The sequence below is a fragment of the Shewanella sp. M16 genome (assembly GCF_018224605.1).
Classification (GTDB): domain Bacteria; phylum Pseudomonadota; class Gammaproteobacteria; order Enterobacterales; family Shewanellaceae; genus Shewanella; species Shewanella oncorhynchi.
The window spans coordinates 77,328-99,967 of the sequence record NZ_JAGTUL010000004.1; the positions used below are offsets into that span (position 1 = coordinate 77,328).

Consider the following 22,640-nt stretch of genomic DNA (forward strand, 5'->3'; position numbering starts at 1 on the left):
AAAGTGATTGAACTAAAAGTTGTTTTATTCAATTTATCCGTTTAATTTTTGGCTGAGTAAAGTTTCAATGCGTTTTAAGCTTGCAGCCATTTCGGCTACGATTTGTAACAGCGTATTATCTGGCTGTGCCGATGGGATTGTTGGGTGCAAGGGTTGGGTAAGCCGTTCTTTTTGTTCTAATACACGGGTTCTAAATTGAGGCGCATCGACTATGCCGACTAAGCTTATCAATGCGCCTGCGCCCGATTGCCCTGCGGTTTCTACCGTGAGTTTATGCAGACCAAATAGGCGCATAATTGGGCCTTGGATCAATGCCATATCGGTAATTTTGTCCAAAGGCACTGTGTTTTCAGTACGAGTTAATATGCCCCTCCTGACAATAAGTTTATTGCTGGTGAGCTCGGCACTCATATTGCGAATATAGCGGCGAGTCCCCCACAGCCCGATTGGAAACCAAAGCAATAACAAGGGAATACCTATTATGCTTAGACTGAAATAGGCGGCTCCTGAGAGTAACCAATACAGACCTAAATGGGTTTCAAACTCTGCTTGATAAATAATCTTGTCTTCCATCTTTCTTCCTTAAATTTTGATATTCAAATACTGCGACTTGTCTTGTAGGTTGAATCTTTAGTGCCTAGACCTACTTTGATTCTCGTATGAGGAAAATACACCGTCTCAAATGTAACAAAATTTTAACTTTTATTTCTCTGCCATTGACTTTGGTTTGTAACTCATTACCTTGTATGTTGTTAATTTAGGGTTTTCTTATTGTTAAAATAATTTTAATGAGATAAATAAAACAAGGGAAATGTATGAACAGACCTCAGATTCTACCCAGTGCTTGTGCAATCGCAATTGCTATGGCATGTACGCCAACAGTGGCCCATGCTGCCGATAAAGGTGCAGAAAAAGTTGAACGTATTGAAGTAACGGGTTCCCGTATTAAACGTACCGATATTGAAGGCCCTTCCCCTATTCAATCGATCAGTAAAGACGATATTGCCAATATGGGATTTGATAACCTGCAGCAATTACTTGAACGCATGCCTGCCAATGGTGCTGGCGCGTTTTCTACCCGAGGTAACAGCCAAGATTCAACCGCCAACGGCGGCGCATCTATCAGTCTACGTGGTTTAGGCCCAGACGCGACCTTAGTGTTAATTAATGGTCGTCGTGTTGCGGCGAGTGCTTTTGCCGAAGGTATCACTAATTCCTTTGTTGATATCAATAATATTCCGGTATCAGCTATTGAACGTATCGACATACTGAAGGACGGTGCATCGGCTATTTATGGTTCTGATGCGATCGCGGGTGTGGTTAACATAGTTCTGAAAAAAGACATTGAAGGCATTGAGGTCAATCTTGGCTACGGTGATGCTTCAGGCACTGGCTACGATGAAACTACTGCGAATATGGTGTGGGGGATGAAGTCCGATAAGGGCAGTGCCTCTATCATTCTCGACTATTTTAAAAATGATACTTTAGCGGCAACGGATTTAGGCCGTTTTGGAACTGCAGATCAGAGTCCTTACGGCGGTGAAGATTCGCGTTCTTCCCGTGGTTTTCCTGGGTATTTTTATGTGGATGGGGTGCCGACAGTTGACCCAGCTTGCCCTGCCGATCGCAATATAGACGGTGAAGTTTGTGTCTTTGATTATGGTCCGTATAACCTTGTTGTGCCTGCTGCTGAACGTGTGGGTGCTATTGGTCAATTCGAATATCACTTTAATGATGATTTAACCGCTTTCCTCGAGTTAGCTGCCCAGCACAACACATCGGAAGCGGGCGGTGCGCCGACGCCACTTGATGAGAAAGCTGGCTTAACCGTACCTGGAACTCATCCAAATAACCCGTGGGGGAAAGATATTGAAATCGGTCGTTTCCGCACCGTTGATGCGGGTGCGCGTCGTTGGGATATTGAATCTGATACTCTACGTTTAGTCGCAGGTTTACGCGGTGTAGTTAAAGACTGGGACTGGGAAGCTACGGTGCAAAAGGGGCGCAGTGAGTCAACTCAAACTGGTGACCGCAGCCAAGGTTGGGTAAGAACAGATTATTTGCAACGTGAAATTGATGCGGGTCGTTACAATCCTTTCGGTGGCACCATGAACTCCCAAGATGTCATTGATGATATTACCACCAGTCTAGTGCGCCAAGGTCTGTCAACCATGACTTCCTATGCGGCGAATATCTCAGGTCAAGCATTTACCCTTGCTGATCGCGATATCATGATGGCGGCTGGAGTTGAATATCGTGAAGAAGCCATCAGCGACGAGCCGGATGAGCAATTTCAACGTGGATTGATTTTTGGTACCGAAGCTGTGTCAGCTAAGGGCGATCGCGATCAATGGGCGGCGTATACTGAATTTTCCATCCCTGTAACGGATAACTTCGAGCTGCAACTTGCGGGTCGATATGATCACTACAGTGATTTTGGTTCAACCACTAATCCTAAGATTGCTTTCCAATGGGGTATTAGTGATGAGATAACGGCGCGTGCCTCTTGGTCTACTGGGTTCCGTGCGCCTTCATTAGCGCAAATTGGTTTGGGTCCATCTGAAGAAAGTAGCTTCCTAATTGATAAATATCGCTGCGCAGCCGACGGTCAAGGTTGTACCTTGTCTGATGAAACGACTGAGTTTGCAGGTAACCCAAAGTTAAAGGCTGAGGAGTCAGAGACTTGGAATATCGGCATGATATGGGCGCCAAGCCAGAAGTTCGATATTGGTTTCGATATCTACAGCATCACTCAAGATAATAAGATTGATAAGTTGTTACTGCAGGATATTTATGACGCTAATTGTAACGATCAGAACAGCACTGTGTGTGTGCGCCTAGCACCTCAAGCTGGTCAAACATTTGGCGCACTAGATGTGATCCGCTCAAGCTTTGTTAACTTAGGTTCGCAAGAAGTTCAGGGTATGGATGTGTCGACCCATTATGGATTCGAACTCGATAGTTATGGCGACCTTAAGTTCGGTCTTGAATGGAGTTATCTGCATAACTTTGAAAAAGATGATACTCATCAAGTGGTCGATTATACCGGAGAGTATAAGTATCCGAAGAATCGTTGGTTAGCGACAACCAACTGGACTATGGATAACTTTGCCGCCAATTTAAATTTGAGTTATATCGGTGAGTTTGAAGATTTCAACAAAACTCGTACAATTGATGCTCAAATTTTAGTCGACATGTCAGGTACTTATCGCTTCAATGAGATGTTCAAGCTGACACTAGGCGTGAACAACGTATTTGACGAAGAACCACCATTCGCTATCGGTGATGGTGATACCGACCTCTACGGTTATGTGACATCAGTACATAATCCAATGGGTCGCTACATTTACACTAAACTCTCAATGAACTTCTAATATTAAGCCTACGAGTTTTATAGCTCAGTGCTTTATATCAAAGTGTAGTGAAATCGAAACGGCGCATTAAGCGCCGTTTTTTATGGGCAGATTTGCACTAACGCAAACTCAGTGTATCTTCGTTAGGACACGAATTAACCGGACTAAAAGGGCGTTGCAATGATCACTTTATATGGCACACCGCGCAGTCGCGCATTACGAGTTGCTTGGGTGTTGGAAGAGTTGTGGGTTGATTGGGATTTTTCCTTTGTGGATATGACTAAAGGTGAGCATCGCAGCGCGGCATTTTTAGCGATAAATCCCTGTGGTAAAGTGCCTGTGCTAACGGATGCTGAGCTAGTGTTATCTGAATCAGCGGCGATTTGCCTTTATCTCGCAGAAAAGTATGGCGAGGGTAAGTTGTTGCCACCAGTGGGGAGTAACGCTTCTGGTTTGCACCATCAATGGGTAAGCTTCATCATTACTGAGCTTGAGCAGCCGCTTTGGACTTTGGGTAAACATAAGTTTGCCTTGCCTGAGGCGCAGCGTCATCCGCAGATCATGCCTTGTGCGGTATGGGAGTTTGATAAGGCGGCGGCATTGGCCGCAGCCATGTTGCCTGAAAGTGATTTTTTGCTCGGTGATGACGTTTCGGTGGCGGATATTTTGCTAGCCCATACCTTAATGTGGGGCACATTGTTCGAACAAGCCATTCCACCTAAACTCGCCGCTTATCGCGATAGGTTGTCTGCGCTGCCGTCGCGTCAATCAGCTTTACAGAAGATGGATGCTGTGGTGGCCGCTAAGGGCTAATCATTCTAAGTCGCTGATTATCTGAAATCATTATGAGAATATAAAAAGGGCAGATAGTGATATCTGCCCTTACTGTTAACGCGAGTACTAAGCTTCTGGATTTGCACGCTTATAGCTGAGTCGCAGCCCACTTTGCGCGACTTTCGCGGCTTTCACTCATTTTGGTTGGTTCACGGAAGGCTTTGTAGGCCTCCACGTCGAGAGCCACTAGGCTGACGTCGACTTCTAGGACCAGTTTGCACTCTTTCTTAATGCGCCAAGCGGCCGTGTTGTACAGCTCAGTAAAAGGCAGTGAACTTAAGAATTCGGGGTTGTATTGTGTGTAAACCGCTTGAGTGGGGTAGACCACGAAGGCTAAGTGACGTTTAGGTTCTTTCTTAAATAGTTCTTCGATACCATCGCAGGTGTTGAGCACTTGCATCTCAATGATGTCATCAATATCAAGCAGTTTCTTTTGTGCCAGCTCAGGTGCCAGTTGTTCACCGCTTTCCCAGGCGAATACATCGGCTTCGCTATGGTTAGTCAGAGCACCAACTTGAGCCGCGCTTAAGCTGAGTGACTGGCGTAAGTAGCTCATTTCGATGGCATTCAAGCCAATGTTCTTAGACATAATCGTGTTCTCAATGCAATAAAAGTAAAATTAGTATTTGATCTTTAACCAGATTTCTTCAACCCATTCCCAAAACGACTCCCAATAGATATCGGTAAAGTCGCCGTTTTTCCAGAAATGTACTTGACCATCTTGGTCGATACAGTAAAAAGCATCACCCTGCTGACATATGGCAATCATGTCCCTTGGCATACCGATGGACCACGCATAGCAAGTCACTTCGGGCAGGTAGGTGTGCGAGTAGGGATCCGATGCTGTTACTGGCTCTATCGTGCCGTAAATTACATCACTGGCATACAACAGGTATTCTTTTAGCTCCCTTGGCAATGAAATCAGGATTTGCTCTTCGACTTCGACGAGCTGCTCAAATGTGGGTAATTCGAGTGGTACAGGAACAGTTTCGCTGCGTTCTTGGAGTTGCTCAATAATGTCGTGCATGGCATTTCCTGCTGATAGGGCTATGGCGCGGGATTATATACTCAAATGGCACTTTGATGCGAGAGAGTGCTTTTTTACACCTTATTAAGATGATGTTTCAGGCGCTGTAAAATATAAAAAAGGCGCTGGTACCTTTACAGATAACCAGCACAAGAGTGGAAGATTTTTAGTTAAGCGACTGAGGCTCTTAATAAACTGGCTTCATCAACCCGTTTATAGTTAAGCCATGCCTTGTGGTACAACTTATGTGATTCTTGACGTAATTGGGCAATCTGCGCGAGTTCAAACTCACTTAGTGAACGTTGTTGTTTACGAGCATTGGCCTCAATCCTCTGTACTTTTTCATATACCTTGTGTTCAGGACCATTTTTGATATCAGCGATATCCTGTAGGTGCAATTGCACTTCAGCAATCATGCCTGATTGGGGTAAGCGTACCAGTAGATTGAGATCGCGATAGCCGGAGGCTTTAGGTTCAGCAAAGCGGTTTTTTTGTTTCACAACTTGGGTGTGCTCATTCAAAGTTTGGTAGGCCTGCATCAGATCTTGAATGCTGTTGGTCACAATACTTGCCCTTGCAAGGTCGGTAATTTGGCTGGCATCACCGTTAAATTTTGTGGCCACTTTATCGGCTGCTCTTTGGTAACTCTTTACTGGCGGAACAATCACTTGTACCTGTGAATAATGGGCAATCTTGGTGAGTAATTGGGCGAGCTCAGCTTGTGCATCATAGGCTTGGTGATGGAGCACGGATAAGTCATTCGAGGATTGATGAGGCGCATCGAAGGTCTGACTGCTGAGTGCATATAGACCTTGTAGGTCATGGCTTGATGCCTGTCTTGCACTGTAATTACCACGTTCTGCTTTACTGTCACTGATGTCGAGAGGATTTGCTACACCAGCGCGGCTCGATAATAAGAGTAGAAAAATAAAAAAGGTACGAAATAACTTAGTCATGCGGCCTACTTCCTTATGGGTGAGTTATTCAGGTCACGCATCCACCATAGGCTTCTATTGCTTAATTAAAGCTGAACCAACCATGAAGACTTGTTCATCTTGCGCATGGGGCTCAGTGGTTTAAGGAAATAAAAATGGCGCCACCTGTAACAGTGAGCGCCATTGTTGGCCAGCTTATGCCGCTGAACAGTGATTTAAATTTGGCTTACCAAATTTTTACGCGTTTCTCTGGTGCGATATACATGGCATCGCCAGGTTTTACATCATACGTAGTGTAGAACTCAGGCATGTTAGATAGTGCACCCAGTGCGCGGAATTCCGCTGGTGAGTGTGGATCGGTCGCTACGCGGTTACGCATGGCTTCTTCTTTAGCTTTTGCGCGCCAAATTTGCGTGAAGCCGATGAAGAAACGTTGATCGCCCGTTAAGCCATCGATAACGGGTGCATCTTTACCGTTAAGCGATTTCTTATAAGCACGATAAGCGATAGTCACACCTGACAAGTCACCAATGTTTTCGCCTAAGGTTAAGCTGCCGTTGACATGCAGATCATCAAACACTGCGTAACCATCGTACTGTGCGATTAGCGCTTTGCCGCGAGCAGAGAACTCTTTCAAGTCTTGCTCTGTCCACCAATCACGCATATTGCCTTCGCCATCGAATTTAGCGCCTTGGTCGTCAAAACCATGGCCCATTTCGTGGCCGATTACCGCACCAATACCACCGTAGTTGACTGCATCGTCAGCTGCCAAATTGAAGAATGGTGGTTGCAGAATGGCAGCAGGGAATACGATTTCATTCATGGTTGGGTTGTAGTAAGCGTTAACCGTTTGTGGCGTCATGTGCCATTCGTCTTTATCGATTGGCGCGCCCAGTTTGGCTAATGATTTAGCATGTTCAACTTCGCTGGCACGCATAGCGTTACCGATTAAGTCGTCTGCCTTGATGGTCAGCTTACTGTAATCTTCCCATTTGTTCGGGTAACCGATTTTCGGGTTGAATTTTGCTAATTTATCTGCCGCAGCCACTTTAGTGCTGTCGCTCATCCAAGTTAATTCTTTGATGCTGTCGCCGTAAGCACCACGCAGGTTTTCAACCAGTGCTTGCATACGGTCTTTGGCTTCTGGAGTGAAGTGACGTTTGACATACACTTTACCCACAACTTCACCAAGAACGCCATTGACGGCTGCAACGCCACGCTTCCAACGAGGTTCTTGTTCTTCTTGACCATTCAAGGTCTTAGAGAAGAAAGCGAAGTTTTCATTGTCTAACGCTTCACTCAGATTGCTCGCCGCGTGCGTCAGCACTTGCCATTGCATATAGGTTTTCCAAGTGGCTAACTCAGTCGTTTTTAAAACTTCGTTTAACCCTTGGATATAGCTAGGTTGGTTAACTATGATATCGGTTTGCTTGTCAGCGCCAAGAGCGGCTAAGTAGCCTGCCCAATCGATATCTGGTGCCAGTGTTGGCAGATCTTTGACTTGATATAGATTGTAGGTTTTAGTGCTGTCGCGATTTTCAACCACATCCCAATGCTTAGCAGCAATCGCCGTTTCTAAGGCTAAAATAGCTTCAGCACTTGCTTTAGGGTTAGCAAGCCCCGCAAGGGTAAACATTTTTTCGATATGAGCGACATATGCCTTACGGATATTAACGAAGCGTTCTGATTCGTTAAAGTAGTAGTCTTTCTCTGGCAGGCTTAGGCCATATTGATAGAGATGCGTTGCGTAACGGCTAGAGTTTTTTGCATCGATATCGATATAAAATGCTATTGGGGTACCCGCGCCAGCGATTTGGCTGTGGGCGAAGTACTTCACTAATTCATTCTTGTCTTTTAAGGCATTAATAGCATCGAATTCGCCTTGGATTGGTGTGACACCCAGTTTGTTGAGTGTCTCAGTATCCATAAATGAACGATATAAATCGGCCACTTTTTGCTCGTCTGTACCAACGGCGAGATTGGGCGTTGCAGCCACTTCTTCGATAATGGCTTTTACGTCGTCACGTGATTTTTCACGTAAATCGTAGAAAGCGCCAATGCTAGTGCGATCGGCTGGGATCTCAGTGTTTTTTAGCCAAGTGCCGTTAACGTATTTATAGAAATCGTCTTGTGGACGAATCGCTTTATCAAAATTAGCAAATTCAATTCCAGAACCTAGTGCTTGAGTCACTGCCGCTGCGGTGGCAGTTTTAGCCGTTTCAGGTGCTTTAACTTCGGCAGCCTTGTCATTACAGGCAGTCAGGCCTGCGATAAGTGAGGCACACAGTCCCCCAATGAGTACTTTTCTCATGTTGTTTCCTTCGAGTTTATTATTCTGCCCATTATTTGGGGCTGTTATTTTGGCAAAATGGGATTGCTTCAGGCGCAATGAACTATGTTAATGCCTTACTAGGAATCGAAACAAGGTCATTACAGTGTTTATCGTGGATTTATCTTGAGTGATATGTAACTAAAGGTTACCAGTTAGCATATTTAAGTCAGTAGCTGCAAAGTTACCGTATGCAAGCCTTTTCAGGTAAGCGAGCACTTCGATTTATCATTTTAAAATAGGGTTAACTCAGTTGCCTAATTCGTTTTGCAGGGTTGCCTGCAACCACTGTTTTGGCTGCGACATTTTTAGTTACTACGGCGCCAGCACCAATGACGGCATCATCACCAATATTGATTCCTGGCATTATGATTGCGCTGCCGCCAATCCATACCCGTTTACCGATGTGAATCGCTTTAGCGGTTTCCAAACCTGAGCAACGTAGCTCGGCATCAAGTGGGTGACTTGAGGTATAAAACTGTACATTGGGACCAATCATAGTCTGTTCATCAATAAAAATGGGGGCATTATCCTGCAAGGTGACATTGACATTGATGAACACTCTGTCAGCAAGAGTGAGATTGATGCCATAACTGATAAAAATTGGCGTGGAGATAGTTGCGACTGGCGATTTAAGGGGCAGAAGTTGTTGGCAGAGTTGGACGTACTCAGTGCTATTTTGAGCAATCGTTTGATTTAATTGTCGATTCAGTCGCTGCTGTTGTGTTCTTAAACTTAAGAGTTCGCTGTCAAGACAATCATATTCTTGGCCTGTGATCATCTTTTGGAATTCAGTCATAGCATCTTTCCCTATGGTGATTGCTGTCAATGCGTAAGGGCTAAATAGAAACACAGCTCGCGTTGAGCAGCAATTCTTTGCCCTTTGAACTGGTCGGCTTCATAATACGGCAGTTTTCTTTATTGAAGTTGAGTATTAACGTGCGTTTAGACAAATTTATCTGTGAGAGTACCTCGCTGACTCGCTCATTAGCGAAAAAAGCCCTGCACCGCGGTGATATTACTTGTGATGGCTTAGTCGTTAAAGACTCGGGTTTTAAAGTGACTGAAGGTATGTGTGTTTGCCTTGAAGGCGAGCCGATTGTCTTAGTGGGCGAGCGTTATTTAATGCTTAACAAACCGGTAGACACTATTTGCTCGACGATAGATGAAACCTACCCTTCGGTATTGAGCTTAGTGGATGTGCCTAAGCCAGAAACTTTGCACATTGCTGGTCGTTTAGATGCCGATACTACAGGTCTCGTGTTGATTACCAGTGATGGCCAATGGTCGCATAAGATCACCTCACCGAAGAAAGAATGTGGCAAACGCTATTTAGTGCAACTCGCTGAGCCTGTGGATGCTAGTTTGATTGCGGTATTTGCCGCTGGCGTTGAATTGCGCGGTGAAGATGGTCTAACTAAGCCAGCGTTACTGGAGGTTATTGATCCACAATTAGTGCGATTAACCATCACCGAAGGTAAGTATCATCAAGTGAAGCGTATGTTTGCCGCTGTGGGCAATCATGTGCAAGGGTTGCATCGTGAAAGTGTAGGGCAAATTGAATTAGACCCCACCTTAGCACTGGGTGAATGGCGATATTTGACGGCTGAAGAGATAGCTTCAGTCTGATGAGTTTGATATAAAAAATGCCGCCCGAGTTTTACTTTGGCGGCATTTTTATTTGTGCTAAATAGCTTTTATTACTGTTTCTTTAAAATCAGATGACCGCTGATGGTATTCATCTTCACGTTGGCTGCACCAGAGCCTGTTTGGAATGATAACTCTGTGCTTGGTACATATTTTTGTTTTTGCGGTACATCTTGGGTTAAACCGTTGTTGATTTTTCCACCAGGACCACCATCTAAGTTGAAGCTTGCATCGGGAACATCATTAAAGATCACGGTAATATCGCCACTCACACTTTCTAAATTCGCTTTGTTGAAGTTTTTAGCGAGTGACACTTGTGAATCTCCGCTGACGGTTCTGAGCTCGATTTCCTTGGTGACACTAAAGTTAGCATTCACTTCACCTGAGACTTGTTCAATCGTGACTTTTTCTGCCTGAGTGTGGCTTTTTAAGTCACCGCTAACGAGGCGATAATTCATTTCTCCTTTACTGTCAGTGTCCTGAATCGTGCCGGATACGGTTTCTAATTTGATTTTTCCATCAAGTGCTTTGGTCGTGATATCGCCAGAGACTGTATGTAACTCAGGTTTACCACTTAAGTTGTTGGCGTTGATATTGCCACTTACCGTATTCAAATCTAGTTCACCTTGAGTTTCGGCAACTTGTAGATTGGCAGATATGGTATCTGCACTGAGTTTAACCGTTTTTGGGACTTTAATGGTGAGCTGTGATCCTTTGTCATTATTGCCATTATAGTGGCGAGGCATCTTGTCTTCGATATTGAGACTATTTCCCTGTTGCTCAAACACAAAGCCTTCGCTCAATTCATCTAATGTGCCAGTGACACTCACTTCACTCTTATCCCATGTTTGAATGGTCACATCACCGCGTTGGACTTTGATCTGCAGTTGAGTGTCGCTGCTGACACTTAACTGTTTATCAACGCTTTGTGCTGCTAACACATTGCCCATTAAGCCTAAACAGAGTGTCGAAACCAATAGGCTAGCTTTAGTGAGATTGAGGTTACTCATAGGGTGTTTCCTTGTGTCGAGTTTCTAATGGGTAATTTTTGGCCCTGTTGTAATAGGTCGAGCTCACGCTGTTGCACCCAAAGCCACAGTTGCCAAAGTTGTTTATCGGTTGGATTTGCTTGTAAAGCTTGGTAAATCTGTGTTGCCGCGAGCCTTAGCTCAGTTAAACCTTGCTCAACGGGTGCGCTGAAGCTGCTCGTTTGCCACATTAGCGCATTTGGCGCCTGTTCTAGGTTGTCCACTTGCGCTTGGTGTGATGTTGCAATTTGGGTGAGTAATAAATGTAAGGCCGCATCCCCTGGTTGCTCTGGCATAGCTTGGTTCTGGGCAAGCTCTGTCTGCTGCATTATGAATGAGTTGAAATAGGGCAATTGGGTATATCCCAATGCCGCTAGAATAATAAACGAAGCCGCTATCGCCCAAGCGTGACTCTTCTGGGATTTGTACGTTTGGGGTATCAGCGTTTTATCCATGCGTTTTTCAATGCCTTGCCACAGATCATGTGTAGGCGACATCTCTTTGGGCGCGCTATTGATCAATTGCTCAAGCTGTTGTTCACGGGAAAGCGGCGTTAACGTCATTACAGCATCTCCTGTAGTAGTTGCTTAGCTCTATGGTATTGGGTCTTACTGGTGCCGACGGCAATGCCAAGTAAGTCAGCGATTTCATCATGTTGATAACCTTCGATTGCACAGAGTACGAAAACCATGCGAGCGCGTTCTGGCAGTTTGAAAATTAACTTATCTAATCCGCTATAGCTGCTATCAGAGCTTAAGGGTTCAGTTTCTTGTTCCAGCGGAATAAATCGTGACCAAAAGGACTTTTGTTTACGAATGCTGCTCAATGCTTGATTGACACAAATACTGTGTAACCAAGTGGAAAACTGACTCTCACCTCGAAATTGTGGCAACTTCTGCCACACTAAAATAAAACACTCTTGGGTTATTTCTTCAGCCATAGCGCTATGGCCGCAAAGGCGCAGTGATAGGGCGTAAATACGTTGGTAATGGCTTTGATACAGCAACTTGAAGGCAGTTCTGTCTCCTTGGCTCGCTAAGGTGACCAGTTCAAAGTCAGACATTGAGCCATTGAGTGGGAGGATCCCTGCTGTCACTGTAATTTCCTGCCATAATGATTGAGTGTTGTAGTTTTGACGCAGTGGGCGCTACAAAAGGTTTGGAACCTTAAAAAATATATTTTATTTAGATCAATTATCCAGCGTAACATTTTTGTAATTTGTAGTAGAATTCGCCCGAAAAAGTACTGCTAAGCTAATGAAGTAATTCATTTTATATCAATTGATATTATGACACTTACATCTGCTTTGAGACGGTATATTTAACGTAATTAAAACGAAATACTTTGTAGTAACGGTAGGGTATCACCCTGAAGAACTAAGTTAAAAATAATGCGGTACTCACAGTATGGGAGCTTAAATCGACAAGCTATCAAAGTATTTGATGTGAACTTTTAATGTATTGCTATGTTTGCGCTGTTAAAGGCTTAATTTCCAGCTATCTTTTTAAGATAGATTATATATTCGGGGACTTTCTATGCTAATCCGCTCAAAGTTGTTACTCAGTGCTGCAGTGTCTATTTCGGCACTAATTGCCATGTTTGGATTACAACTCTATTCAAATTCGGTGAAATCGGAACTTTCTAACGCGGCTCAAAGTGTGCTTGATTTAGAGCGCGACGTCTTAATTTTGCGTAAAAATGAAAAGGACTTTTTCGCTCGCAAGGATTTGAAATATGTCGAGCTGCATAAGCAAAGCCACATGGCAATCGACAGTATTGTCCCTGAGTTAGAGAAAGTCTTTAAAGAATATGGGGTATCGACTGCCTCACTTGAAAGTTTTGACCGTAATTTAAATCAGTATCAAGCCGCTTTTTCTGAAGTGGTGCAGCTACAACAAGAGATTGGCTTAACACCTAAAACAGGTTTGTACGGTACGTTACGAGCTGCGGTGCATAACGTTGAAACGCTACTCAAAGAATTTGATCAGCCCGCACTCGAAGCCGCAATGCTGCAACTTAGGCGTAACGAAAAGGATTTTATGCTGCGTCGTGAGCTAAGTTATGTCGAAACCTTCGATACTAATATTAGTAAGTTTAATGACAAGCTTCATGCCTCGAGTATCGATATTGATACTCAACGAAAAATTGAAGAGCTTATTACTCAATATCAAAAGGATTTCAAAAGCTTAATTAATAAGGAACAGCAGCTTGGTTTGACCGAAAATGACGGTACTATGGCGCGAGTTTTAGCTGCAAACCAGCAAACTGAGAGCAGTACGAGTGACTTGAAAAATTTGGCTCTTAAGGCCATTGATGATGCTGAGAGTAGTAGTGTTAATGTCGGTATTACTGTGTTTATCTTTATTGCGTTACTACTATCAATCATTACCTACTTGATTATCCGCAGTATTATCGCGCCTGTTGAGCGTATCACGCAGATCATTTCTCGCATCGAGGTGAGTAAAGATCTGACATTGAGGTGCGATGCCTCCACCCAAGACGAACTTGGTGAAATTGCACAGCATTTCAATAGCATGGTGAGTAGCTTCCAACAGCTGATTGAGCAAGTGATTGAGTCGGTCGCAACGATTAACACTTCCTGTAAACGTGTTTCAGAAAATGCCATGCTCGCCTCCGAAGGTGTGGGCCAACAACTTAATGAGACCGACATGGTCGCAACAGCAATCACTGAGATGGGCGCAACGATTGAGGAAATCGCTAAAACAACCGAATTAGCGGCATCAAAAGCGGGTCAGACCCACGATAATGCCCAAAGTGGTCAATTAGAGGTTGAGCAAACGATACATAAAATCCAGTCACTTGCTGAGCAGTTGAATAGCTCAGCAGCGGTCGTTAACGAATTGGAACGTGACAGCGAGACTATCGGTAGCGTGTTAGATGTGATCCGCGGCATTGCTGAGCAGACTAACCTTTTAGCCTTGAACGCTGCGATTGAAGCGGCGCGTGCGGGTGAGCAGGGCCGTGGTTTTGCTGTGGTTGCCGATGAAGTGCGTAACTTAGCGATGCGGACGCAATCGTCAACCCAAGAGATTGCTAACATCATTCAAACCCTGCAGACGCGTACCCGATCGATTGTGCAATTGATGGAATCTAGCCAAAAACAAGGCGTTGAAAGCGCTGAACAAGCGGCAAGTGCTGGCGCTTTATTGAAGCTTATCAATAACGACGTGCGTAATATTATGGACATGAGCACTCAAATTGCGGCGGCTATTGAAGAGCAAAGTATGGTGGCGGCCGAAGTGAACAAGAACGTGGTGGTGATCCGCGATATCGCTGAGGAGTCATCCCATGCGGCAGATGCGAATGCGTCCGCATCGGATGAGCTGAAGGCGCAGGCTGAGTTCTTATTCCGTGCGGTGAGTAATTTTAAAATCTAATGCGTAGAAGCCAGTTTACATCTGATGATCAGAAGCTGGCTTAAAAAATACACTAACAAAAACGCACTCCGAGGAGTGCGCTTTTATGTCTGAGTGATTAGCTCTGCAAGCTTAGTGATTCGTTAAAACAGTAAGCTGTGCATTGGAACCACTCAGATTAGTCAGAACGTTCAGCGACCGAACTATTAGCGACGTAACTATTAGTGACGGAACTATTAGTGACGGAACATGGCAGAAATAGACTCTTCGTTGCTTACGCGACGAATTGCCTCAGCCAGTACCGCAGACATAGTTAACTGAGTTACTTTAGCCACTTTCAACATTTCTGGGCTTAAAGGAACAGTGTCAGTCACAATCACTTCATCAATCACTGAGTTAGCGATATTTTCAGCCGCTTTGCCAGAGAACACTGGGTGAGTTGCGTAAGCAAATACGCGGTTCGCACCATGTTCTTTTAAGGCTTCAGCCGCTTTACACAGAGTGCCGCCTGTGTCGATCATATCGTCAACGATAATGCAGTCACGACCTTGAACATCACCAATGATGTGCATAACTTGCGCAACGTTCGCTTGTGGGCGACGTTTATCAATGATCGCTAAATCAGAATCATCCAACAGTTTTGCTACTGCGCGAGCGCGAACAACACCACCGATGTCTGGAGAAACAACGACTGGATTATCTAAGTTCTTCGCTAACATATCTTCTAGTAGCACTGGGCTACCAAATACGTTATCAACAGGAACGTCGAAGAAACCTTGGATTTGCTCAGCGTGCAGGTCACAGGTCAGAACGCGGTCAACACCCACGCTAGACAGGAAATCGGCAACCACTTTTGCAGTAATAGGTACACGGGCGCTACGAACGCGACGGTCTTGACGAGCATAACCAAAGTAAGGAATAACAGCTGTGATACGGCCAGCAGATGCACGGCGCAACGCGTCAACCATAACGATGAGTTCCATCAGGTTGTCGTTTGTCGGCGCACAAGTGGATTGGATGATGAACACATCGGCCCCACGTACATTTTCGTTAATTTGGACACTGATTTCACCATCGCTGAAACGACCAACCACTGCGTCTCCGAGTTTGCAAAATAGACGATCGGCTATCTTTTTAGCGAGACTGGGGGTGGCGTTCCCAGCAAAGAGCTTGATGTCGGGCACTGTATGAACCTCAGGCGTTTGCTTTATATTTTAGTGGCTAGAGTAACGACGATGTAGGGACGGGAGGAACCCGAGGCGTTATCGTTAAGTGGTTACTCTAGAAGAAAGTAGTTTAAGGGTGACTGAGTCGCGTGATGAGCGGCGAAAGATTCATCCCTTGTGCAACAAATCCTTGCATTTCAGACGGTAATTTCGCCAAGGCTGCGAGAGCTTGTTGCTTTTGTGTGAATTCCCCGAACACGCATGCGCCTGTTCCTGTCATTCTCGACGGCGCATATTCTAGCAGCCAGCCTAATGCCTTGGCAACTTGAGGGTATTTAGAAACGACTAGTTTTTGACAATCATTTGCCCAAGGTTGGTTCATTAAGGTATCTATGGCCAGTTTCGGGGTATCACGTGGTAAAAGTGGATCTTGGAATACTTCAGCGGTGGAAACATGGGCATCGGGTGCGATGATTAAGTACCAAGGCTCACTCGGATTTACCGCTTGTAAGCGTTCACCTACACCTTCGGCAAAAGCGGCGAAACCATGAATAAAAACAGGAATATCGGCACCAAGTTTAAGGCCGATTTTAGCCAGTTCTTCGGTCGATAATTGGGTGTTCCATAACGTGTTCAGTGCCACTAAGGTGGTGGCAGCATCTGACGAGCCGCCACCTAAACCTCCGCCCATGGGTAGATGTTTATCCAACCAGATTTCGGCGCCGCCAGTAAAGCCTGTGGTTTGTTGTAATGATTTTGCGGCTCGCAGAATTAAGTTATCGCTATCGGCGACAACATTAGAGATATTGGAGTGCAAAATCAGTTCTGCGGTTTCAGTGACCTTAAAATCGAGCATGTCACAGTAATCAATAAACTGAAACAAGGTTTGCAGTTCATGATAACCATCTGCGCGGCGACCATTCACGTGTAAGAATAAGTTAAGCTTTGCTGGTGCTGGCCAATGGCGTGAAATTGCTGCTTGCATGCTAAGGTTTCTCTTCGAGTATGATTGCAGGCTTGCCGAGGGCTTGCCATTGATTCAATTGCAATTTGAGTTGTAAGTCACCACGCTCAAGCTTTAATTGATGGGGCACGTTGGCGCCGCTCTGGGATTGCCAACTTAAAAATGTGACCTGCCAAGGCGGTGGGGTTTGAGTGTTTGTGAGCTGTTTAGGTTTGCCTTGGCTATCGCTTTCAAGTACTTGATCATTCAGGCCAACTTGACCAGTGATCCACAAAGGTAAATCGGCCAAGGGGATGGACCAACCGCTGACGCGCTCGAGTAAACGCTGGGCATTATCGTCGCGAAAATCTTTGCCATCGATATGTAAATGGGCAGAGTTCGAGGTTGAATTAAGCGTCAACACAGTTGTGCCTAGCATAGTCGTGAGTGTGAGTTCATCGCGATCTTCACTGTGGCGCCAGTAGATATTGGCACTGAGTTTATCGTCGGGAGTTTTTATCGCGAGTTTTCCCTGTAATTCCCAAGCTTTGGCTTGGCGCGCATCATTGACTGTGATTGGGCTTAAGTCAGTCATCGGCGGCAAGGTTTCACACCCCGCCAGCAAGAGTAGGGCGCTTAAGGTAAAACAAGAGAAAATGGTTTTTGTGAGGCGCTTCAAATTATTCATCTATGACTGATATACCAAAGTCCTTATGATACGAGGGCTTGGAAAGAATACCAATGCCAAACGTAAAATTTCCATCGGCGGTCACTTAGATTTGCTCCCTTGGGGCAAATTTTGCCTTACCTATTATTGATAGAAAATTTAGGTAAGAAGTTAGACCTTTATTCGGTTTTGTTAAGCGTATTCTGTTTTTAGTTGGGCCGATTCAGTAGAATGCCCTTATTAAGAGAGTCGCCAAGAATCTAGAAAGAGTCAGATGAGCCTTGTAGCAATCGGTATTAACCATAAAACAGCCACGGTAGACCTGCGTGAGAAAGTTGCCTTCTCTCCGGACAAAATTCATGACGCTATGAAGAGTCTGGCCAGTCGTACACGCTCGGGTGAAGCCGTTATTGTCTCGACCTGTAATCGCACTGAGTTGTATTGCAACAACGGCGATGAGGCCGACATTATTGCGTGGCTTGAAGAATATCACGGCCTAGATCATGAGGATGTAGCACCTTGTCTCTATAACTATCACGGTCAAGATGCCGTAAGGCATTTGATGCGCGTAGCCTCCGGGCTCGATTCTTTGATCCTTGGTGAGCCGCAGATTCTCGGTCAAGTAAAGCAAGCGTTTGTTAAGGCCAAAGAGGCTGGTACGGTTGCGCTAACCATAGATAGACTCTTTCAGAATACTTTTTCAGTCGCTAAGAAAGTCCGCACTGACACTGAAATTGGCGCCGCCGCAGTTTCAGTGGCATTTGCCGCGGTAAGCATGGCGAAACATATTTTCTCATCGATATCGACCACTAAAGTACTGTTGATTGGCGCAGGTGAAACCATAGAACTGGTTGCAAAGCATCTTAAAGACAACGGCGTGGCTTCAATGGTCGTAGCAAATCGGACGTTAGAACGTGCCCAAGGCATGTGTGAGGAGTTTGGCGCAACAGCAATTACACTGGCGCAGATACCAGATTATCTCCCAAAAGCCGATATCGTGATATCCTCTACCGCCAGCCCTCTGCCTATCCTAGGTAAAGGCATGGTCGAAAAAGCGCTAAAGCAGCGTCGCCATCAACCTATGTTATTGGTTGATATAGCAGTTCCCCGGGATATTGAGCCGGAAGTCGCCGATTTGGATGACGCGTTTCTGTATACAGTGGACGACCTGCATAGCATTATTGAACAGAATATGGCTTCTCGAAAAGAAGCCGCCGAGCAAGCTGAAGTAATTACTGAAGAACAATCTTTCCTATTTATGGATTGGATCCGTTCTTTAGAGTCGGTCGACAGTATTCGCGAGTATCGCAGCCAGAGCATGGCGGTAAAAGATGAGTTAGTGGAACGCGCCTTGAATAAATTAGCCCAGGGCTCAGACACTGAGCAGGTATTGATTGAACTAGCCAATCGCCTGACCAACAAACTTATCCACGCACCGACACAGGCCCTCACGGCAGCGAGTCGTCAGGGCGATTTGAATACTCTCGGTCAGTTAAGATCAGCGCTTGGATTAGATAAAAACTAAGGTTAGCGAGTTAAATGAAGGAATCCGTTATCCGCAAGCTGGAAGGCTTGCTCGAGCGCAATGAAGAAGTCATGGCTTTGCTGGGTGATGCTAGCGTCATTTCTGATCAAGACAGGTTTCGTGCGTTATCGAAAGAATATGCCCAGTTAGAAGACGTTGTTGCTGGCTTTAAAGCCTATCAGCAAGCGCAGGCCGATCTCGATTCTGCCAAAGAAATGCTGGAAGAAGACGATGCTGAAATGCGTGAAATGGCGCAGGAAGAGATGAAGGCCGCTAAGGCCAAACTCGAGCAGCTCGAAGACGAATTGCAAATTCTATTATTGCCAAAAGATCCTGACGACGATAAAAACGCCTTCGTTGAGATCCGCGCTGGTGCTGGCGGCGATGAAGCGGCTATTTTCGCCGGTGATTTATTCCGCATGTACAGCCGTTATGCTGAAGCAAATCGCTGGCAGATCGAAATCATGAGCTGTAACGAAGGCGAACATGGGGGCTTCAAAGAAGTGATCATGAAGGTCAGTGGTGACGGCGTATACGGCAAACTTAAGTTTGAATCCGGCGGACACCGTGTACAGCGTGTGCCAGAAACCGAATCCCAAGGACGTGTGCATACTTCTGCGGTTACTGTTGTGGTACTCCACGAAGTGCCTGAAGCGGAAGCGATTTCAATCAATCCAGCCGATCTGAAAGTCGATACTTATCGTTCATCAGGTGCGGGTGGTCAGCACGTTAACAAAACTGACTCAGCTATTCGAATCACCCATATTCCTACTGGGATCGTGGTGGAATGCCAAGATCAACGTTCGCAACACAAGAACCGTGCCCAAGCCATGAGTGTACTGGCCGCACGTATTCAAGCTGTTGAAGACGAAAAACGCCGTAGCGCCGAAGAATCGACCCGTCGTAGTCTGGTTGCCAGTGGCGATCGCTCCGAACGTGTACGTACTTACAACTTCCCGCAAGGCCGCGTGAGCGAACACCGCATCAACTTGACCTTATATCGCTTGAACGAAGTAATGGAAGGCGATCTCGATGCTATTTTATTGCCTCTGATGCAAGAGCATCAAGCCGATCAGTTAGCCGCACTGGCTGACGAGCAGGGGTAATTTTGTCAGATCAATCTAGCATAGCCGAAGCCCTGCAATGGGCTTATGTGCAGTTAGCATCAACCTCTGAATCCGCTCATTTGGATGCAGAGGTTTTGTTGTTATATTGCCTCAATAAAAGCCGCAGCTATTTGTATACTTGGCCTGAAAAATCCCTAACGGTTGAACAGTGGAAACGCTTCCAGCAAATGGTACAGAAACGCCAAAAAGGCGTACCTGTGGCACATATTGTCGGTGAGCGCGAATTTTGGTCGTTGCCTTTTATCGTCAACGACACCACTTTGATCCCGCGTCCTGACACGGAAATTTTGGTCGAAACTGCCTTGAACCTGCCGCTTTCCACCTACGCCAAAGTGCTCGATTTAGGAACTGGTACTGGGGCAATTGCGCTGGCGTTGGCGTCTGAGCGTGAGTCATGGCAAATCACCGCGGTCGATAAAGTCGATGATGCCGTGGCTTTGGCTATCGCGAACCGCGAGAACTTAAAGCTGCCACAGGTCGAAATTCTCCAGAGTGACTGGTTCAGTGCCGTAAAGTCGCGGGACTTTGATTTAATCGTCTCAAATCCGCCCTATATTGATGAAGCTGACGAACACTTGCACCAAGGTGACGTGCGTTTCGAGCCCCAAAGCGCGTTAACCGCCGCCGAGGAAGGCTTTGCCGATCTTTACTATATTGCCAACACAGCTCGAGATTACTTAAAGCCTAACGGCTATATCCTGCTCGAACATGGCTTTGAGCAGGCTGTAAAACTCAGAGCTAAGCTTATCGAACTGGGCTACGAGAATGTCGCCACAGTGCGAGACTTTGGCAGTAATGACAGATGCACTATGGGTAAATGGGCGGAGTAATAACTCTGCTTTAAGTGAAGATATTTACCTAGTTATGCCGATTTATCGAACGCCATTGGTTATTGCCAATGGCGTTTTTGTCTTCTATAGGGCGACCTTAAGTTGGTGTAAGGTGAAGATCCCAAACCTTAAACATCACAACACTTTTACCATAAAAAATTTACTGCCGGTTTCTGGGTAGGCTTGTTGTACCCATTGCACGCGATAGTCGTGGCGCTCATAAAAAGGCTTAGCTTGAAAATCTAAGGTATCGAGTAGGGCAAATTGGCAGCCGCGCTCCTTTGCTTGGCTTTCTGCGGCTAATAATAAGCGCGTGCCGATACTTTGGTGTCTTAAAGAATCATTGACCCACAGATAGTCGATTAACAACCAATTGCCGAAGGTTTTACCGCTGATCCCTGCTAACAGTTTACCTTCGGAGTCCTGTAGTTTGAGTCCGAGATTTTTACGGCTAAGCCCCTGCCATTTGACTTGGTTGAACTCGACAATTTTTTGTTTTACAGCGTCGGCGAACTCGGTTGATTCATCGTTAATTAAGCTTAAATTCATCGTCACTTCTCGTTTGATTTTTTATGATGTTAGCTCTGAATATCTAGGCTGATAGGCATTGGTATGCCGTCAAGGATTAGGGTAAACTAGCGCCTTTGTCACTGGCCATAAGTATCGTAATGGAAACTTTTTACAGTCTATATCCTGCGGTTAAACATCTGCATTTTACCTTTATCGCGTTGAGCGTGTTACTGCTTACCGTTCGCTTTGTCCTGCATTTTCGCCAATCGGCTCTGATGGAGAAGAAACTGCTCAAGATAGCGCCCCATGTTATCGACACTTTCCTACTGCTGTCGGGCTTAACTTTGTGTTTTATGATCCAGCAATTTCCTTTTGTGGATCCTTGGATGACCGAAAAAATCGGTGCTGTAGTTGCTTACATTGTCCTAGGCGCCATTGCCATAAAAGCGAATAGAAACAAATTGTTCAAAGTGTTTGCTTACTTAGGCGCGATAGGTTGGTTGGTTTATGCTGCTAAATTGGCTCATTTTAAACAAGCGGTATTATTGGGTTAATGGGTAACTACACTCTGCAAGATGGCATTTCATTGCCCGAGTCGGCATTGGATGTAGGTGCGCACCTTGGATTTTCTAAACTTGAAGCCGCTAAATGGGCTTGGTTTGAAATGGCGGGAGCCGTATTAAGTCATTACTTGGTTGATCAACAACAGCGTTTTAATGCGCTGTTGCATTGGTTTTACGAGGATTTAGGTTTTTGTGTTCGTGAGAACTACTTTAGTACAGAGGCGGCAGATTTAGGTACTTGCTTAATTAGTCGCCAAGGTAATAGTACAACGCTGGCGACGGTATTGATGTTGCTGGCGAAGCAGTTAGATCTTGAACTCGAACCCATATTGCTACCTGGCAATACGGTTCTGCGTTGTAAGATTGGCGGTGAAGTGAGTTATTTGGATCCTTTAACGGGCAAGGAACTCACCCGTCACCAGTTGCACGTGTTAGTGCGCGGCGAGTTAGGTAATGCTGCTGAACTTAAGGCGAGTTACTTAAAGCCTGCAACGGTGAAAAAACTGCTGACGCGTATGCTGCATGAGCTTAAGGCGGGTTGCATAGTGTCGCATCAATTTGAGGCAGCGATGGAGTGTTGCAGTCTGCTGTTGCAATGGCATGTTGACGATGTGCATTTGAATCGTGAGCGGGCGTTTATTGCACAGCAGTTGGGTTGTATTAATGTGGCCGCCGCCGATCTGCAGCATTTTGTTGATAATAGTCCTCACGATCCCGTGATCGAGATAGTGAAGATGCAGCTCAAAGAATTAAACGAACACGCCGAGGTTTATCACTAA

Annotated in this window: 22 protein-coding genes; 9 read left to right on the top strand and 13 right to left on the bottom strand. The window is 45.5% G+C overall.

The features are described 5' to 3' along the window. Nucleotides 1–33 precede the first annotated feature (33 nt). Nucleotides 34–573 carry a PH domain-containing protein gene (locus KFE26_RS03915; RefSeq protein ID WP_212599717.1) on the bottom strand — a complete coding sequence of 180 codons (540 nt, stop codon included), beginning with the start codon at nucleotides 571–573 and terminating at the stop codon, nucleotides 34–36. 242 nt (nucleotides 574–815) lie between these two features. Between KFE26_RS03915 and KFE26_RS03920 the strand changes: the two genes are divergently transcribed. Further along, nucleotides 816–3,374, top strand: coding sequence for a TonB-dependent receptor (locus tag KFE26_RS03920; RefSeq protein ID WP_212599718.1), 2,559 nt, complete (start codon nucleotides 816–818; stop codon nucleotides 3,372–3,374). 159 nt (nucleotides 3,375–3,533) lie between these two features. Then, nucleotides 3,534–4,166, top strand: coding sequence for a glutathione S-transferase family protein (locus tag KFE26_RS03925; protein WP_212599719.1), 633 nt, complete (start codon nucleotides 3,534–3,536; stop codon nucleotides 4,164–4,166). A gap of 109 nt (nucleotides 4,167–4,275) precedes the next feature. Here KFE26_RS03925 and KFE26_RS03930 read toward each other — a convergent pair whose 3' ends face one another. From KFE26_RS03930 to KFE26_RS03950, 5 genes are all read right to left on the bottom strand, one after another. Further along, entirely contained in the window at nucleotides 4,276–4,776 is a 501-nt protein-coding gene (locus KFE26_RS03930) for a DUF4447 family protein (protein WP_212599720.1), read from the bottom strand. A gap of 30 nt (nucleotides 4,777–4,806) precedes the next feature. Continuing rightward, nucleotides 4,807–5,214, bottom strand: coding sequence for an SMI1/KNR4 family protein (locus KFE26_RS03935; RefSeq protein ID WP_113939053.1), 408 nt, complete (start codon nucleotides 5,212–5,214; stop codon nucleotides 4,807–4,809). Between the two features lie 170 nt (nucleotides 5,215–5,384). After that, nucleotides 5,385–6,170: a RelA/SpoT domain-containing protein gene (locus KFE26_RS03940; RefSeq protein ID WP_212599721.1), complete on the bottom strand. Its 786-nt coding sequence runs from the start codon at nucleotides 6,168–6,170 to the stop codon at nucleotides 5,385–5,387. Between the two features lie 205 nt (nucleotides 6,171–6,375). Then, nucleotides 6,376–8,460 carry a M13 family metallopeptidase gene (locus KFE26_RS03945; RefSeq protein ID WP_212599722.1) on the bottom strand — a complete coding sequence of 695 codons (2,085 nt, stop codon included), beginning with the start codon at nucleotides 8,458–8,460 and terminating at the stop codon, nucleotides 6,376–6,378. 262 nt (nucleotides 8,461–8,722) lie between these two features. After that, a complete protein-coding gene (locus tag KFE26_RS03950; RefSeq protein WP_212599723.1) occupies nucleotides 8,723–9,277 on the bottom strand; it encodes a sugar O-acetyltransferase in 555 nt (184 codons plus the stop codon). A gap of 77 nt (nucleotides 9,278–9,354) precedes the next feature. Here KFE26_RS03950 and rsuA point away from each other — a divergent pair, with 77 nt between their 5' ends. Next, nucleotides 9,355–10,107, top strand: coding sequence for a 16S rRNA pseudouridine(516) synthase RsuA (gene rsuA / locus KFE26_RS03955; protein ID WP_212599724.1), 753 nt, complete (start codon nucleotides 9,355–9,357; stop codon nucleotides 10,105–10,107). 71 nt (nucleotides 10,108–10,178) lie between these two features. On the opposite strand, the gene KFE26_RS03960 is transcribed toward rsuA, so the two are convergent. Genes KFE26_RS03960 through KFE26_RS03970 form a run of 3 tightly spaced genes read right to left on the bottom strand, consistent with a single transcriptional unit; the run spans nucleotide 10,179 to nucleotide 12,249 of the window. Beyond that, nucleotides 10,179–11,135, bottom strand: coding sequence for a DUF4097 family beta strand repeat-containing protein (locus tag KFE26_RS03960; RefSeq protein ID WP_168824756.1), 957 nt, complete (start codon nucleotides 11,133–11,135; stop codon nucleotides 10,179–10,181). Beyond that, nucleotides 11,132–11,716, bottom strand: a complete 585-nt coding sequence (locus tag KFE26_RS03965; protein WP_113939048.1) for an anti-sigma factor — start codon at nucleotides 11,714–11,716, stop codon at nucleotides 11,132–11,134. Before KFE26_RS03965 ends, KFE26_RS03960 begins: the two co-directional genes overlap by 4 nt. After that, entirely contained in the window at nucleotides 11,716–12,249 is a 534-nt protein-coding gene (locus KFE26_RS03970; RefSeq protein ID WP_113939254.1) for an RNA polymerase sigma factor, read from the bottom strand. Before KFE26_RS03970 ends, KFE26_RS03965 begins: the two co-directional genes overlap by 1 nt. A gap of 439 nt (nucleotides 12,250–12,688) precedes the next feature. On the opposite strand from KFE26_RS03970, the gene KFE26_RS03975 reads away from it, so the two are divergent. Next, a complete protein-coding gene (locus KFE26_RS03975; RefSeq protein ID WP_173496755.1) occupies nucleotides 12,689–14,551 on the top strand; it encodes a methyl-accepting chemotaxis protein in 1,863 nt (620 codons plus the stop codon). A gap of 215 nt (nucleotides 14,552–14,766) precedes the next feature. On the opposite strand, the gene KFE26_RS03980 is transcribed toward KFE26_RS03975, so the two are convergent. From KFE26_RS03980 to lolB, 3 genes are all read right to left on the bottom strand, one after another. Beyond that, nucleotides 14,767–15,714: a ribose-phosphate pyrophosphokinase gene (locus tag KFE26_RS03980; protein ID WP_006080255.1), complete on the bottom strand. Its 948-nt coding sequence runs from the start codon at nucleotides 15,712–15,714 to the stop codon at nucleotides 14,767–14,769. 112 nt (nucleotides 15,715–15,826) lie between these two features. Continuing rightward, complete coding sequence (ispE, locus tag KFE26_RS03985; protein WP_212599725.1) at nucleotides 15,827–16,681, bottom strand: 4-(cytidine 5'-diphospho)-2-C-methyl-D-erythritol kinase; 855 nt, start codon at nucleotides 16,679–16,681, stop codon at nucleotides 15,827–15,829. A gap of 1 nt (nucleotide 16,682) precedes the next feature. Further along, nucleotides 16,683–17,327, bottom strand: coding sequence for a lipoprotein insertase outer membrane protein LolB (gene lolB, locus KFE26_RS03990; RefSeq protein WP_173242897.1), 645 nt, complete (start codon nucleotides 17,325–17,327; stop codon nucleotides 16,683–16,685). 253 nt (nucleotides 17,328–17,580) lie between these two features. On the opposite strand from lolB, the gene hemA reads away from it, so the two are divergent. From hemA to prmC, 3 genes are read left to right on the top strand one after another with little or no spacing between them, the layout of a single operon-like run. Beyond that, nucleotides 17,581–18,831, top strand: a complete 1,251-nt coding sequence (gene hemA / locus KFE26_RS03995; RefSeq protein ID WP_028761678.1) for a glutamyl-tRNA reductase — start codon at nucleotides 17,581–17,583, stop codon at nucleotides 18,829–18,831. 14 nt (nucleotides 18,832–18,845) lie between these two features. Next, the gene (gene prfA / locus KFE26_RS04000; protein ID WP_131523734.1) at nucleotides 18,846–19,937 is read left to right on the top strand and encodes a peptide chain release factor 1; all 1,092 of its coding nucleotides are present in this window, start codon (nucleotides 18,846–18,848) and stop codon (nucleotides 19,935–19,937) included. A gap of 2 nt (nucleotides 19,938–19,939) precedes the next feature. Further along, nucleotides 19,940–20,788, top strand: a complete 849-nt coding sequence (gene prmC, locus KFE26_RS04005) for a peptide chain release factor N(5)-glutamine methyltransferase (RefSeq protein WP_212599726.1) — start codon at nucleotides 19,940–19,942, stop codon at nucleotides 20,786–20,788. 135 nt (nucleotides 20,789–20,923) lie between these two features. On the opposite strand, the gene KFE26_RS04010 is transcribed toward prmC, so the two are convergent. Next, complete coding sequence (locus tag KFE26_RS04010) at nucleotides 20,924–21,337, bottom strand: GNAT family N-acetyltransferase (protein WP_212599727.1); 414 nt, start codon at nucleotides 21,335–21,337, stop codon at nucleotides 20,924–20,926. Between the two features lie 119 nt (nucleotides 21,338–21,456). On the opposite strand from KFE26_RS04010, the gene KFE26_RS04015 reads away from it, so the two are divergent. Beyond that, nucleotides 21,457–21,852 (top strand): SirB2 family protein, encoded by a 396-nt coding sequence (locus KFE26_RS04015; RefSeq protein ID WP_212599728.1) that lies wholly within the window; start codon nucleotides 21,457–21,459, stop codon nucleotides 21,850–21,852. Then, nucleotides 21,852–22,640 carry a SirB1 family protein gene (locus KFE26_RS04020; RefSeq protein WP_105250146.1) on the top strand — a complete coding sequence of 263 codons (789 nt, stop codon included), beginning with the start codon at nucleotides 21,852–21,854 and terminating at the stop codon, nucleotides 22,638–22,640. Before KFE26_RS04015 ends, KFE26_RS04020 begins: the two co-directional genes overlap by 1 nt.

What these genes read in the sequence shown, in the direction of transcription:
- KFE26_RS03915 (WP_212599717.1), bottom strand. Translation starts at nt 573, where the DNA reads ATGGAAGACAAGATTATTTATCAAGCAGAGTTTGAAACCCATTTAGGT.
- KFE26_RS03920 (WP_212599718.1), top strand. Translation starts at nt 816, where the DNA reads ATGAACAGACCTCAGATTCTACCCAGTGCTTGTGCAATCGCAATTGCT.
- KFE26_RS03925 (WP_212599719.1), top strand. Translation starts at nt 3,534, where the DNA reads ATGATCACTTTATATGGCACACCGCGCAGTCGCGCATTACGAGTTGCT.
- KFE26_RS03930 (WP_212599720.1), bottom strand. Translation starts at nt 4,776, where the DNA reads ATGTCTAAGAACATTGGCTTGAATGCCATCGAAATGAGCTACTTACGC.
- KFE26_RS03935 (WP_113939053.1), bottom strand. Translation starts at nt 5,214, where the DNA reads ATGCACGACATTATTGAGCAACTCCAAGAACGCAGCGAAACTGTTCCT.
- KFE26_RS03940 (WP_212599721.1), bottom strand. Translation starts at nt 6,170, where the DNA reads ATGACTAAGTTATTTCGTACCTTTTTTATTTTTCTACTCTTATTATCG.
- KFE26_RS03945 (WP_212599722.1), bottom strand. Translation starts at nt 8,460, where the DNA reads ATGAGAAAAGTACTCATTGGGGGACTGTGTGCCTCACTTATCGCAGGC.
- KFE26_RS03950 (WP_212599723.1), bottom strand. Translation starts at nt 9,277, where the DNA reads ATGACTGAATTCCAAAAGATGATCACAGGCCAAGAATATGATTGTCTT.
- KFE26_RS03960 (WP_168824756.1), bottom strand. Translation starts at nt 11,135, where the DNA reads ATGAGTAACCTCAATCTCACTAAAGCTAGCCTATTGGTTTCGACACTC.
- KFE26_RS03965 (WP_113939048.1), bottom strand. Translation starts at nt 11,716, where the DNA reads ATGACGTTAACGCCGCTTTCCCGTGAACAACAGCTTGAGCAATTGATC.
- KFE26_RS03975 (WP_173496755.1), top strand. Translation starts at nt 12,689, where the DNA reads ATGCTAATCCGCTCAAAGTTGTTACTCAGTGCTGCAGTGTCTATTTCG.
- ispE (WP_212599725.1), bottom strand. Translation starts at nt 16,681, where the DNA reads ATGCAAGCAGCAATTTCACGCCATTGGCCAGCACCAGCAAAGCTTAAC.
- lolB (WP_173242897.1), bottom strand. Translation starts at nt 17,327, where the DNA reads ATGAATAATTTGAAGCGCCTCACAAAAACCATTTTCTCTTGTTTTACC.
- hemA (WP_028761678.1), top strand. Translation starts at nt 17,581, where the DNA reads ATGAGCCTTGTAGCAATCGGTATTAACCATAAAACAGCCACGGTAGAC.
- prfA (WP_131523734.1), top strand. Translation starts at nt 18,846, where the DNA reads ATGAAGGAATCCGTTATCCGCAAGCTGGAAGGCTTGCTCGAGCGCAAT.
- KFE26_RS04010 (WP_212599727.1), bottom strand. Translation starts at nt 21,337, where the DNA reads ATGAATTTAAGCTTAATTAACGATGAATCAACCGAGTTCGCCGACGCT.
- KFE26_RS04015 (WP_212599728.1), top strand. Translation starts at nt 21,457, where the DNA reads ATGGAAACTTTTTACAGTCTATATCCTGCGGTTAAACATCTGCATTTT.
- KFE26_RS04020 (WP_105250146.1), top strand. Translation starts at nt 21,852, where the DNA reads ATGGGTAACTACACTCTGCAAGATGGCATTTCATTGCCCGAGTCGGCA.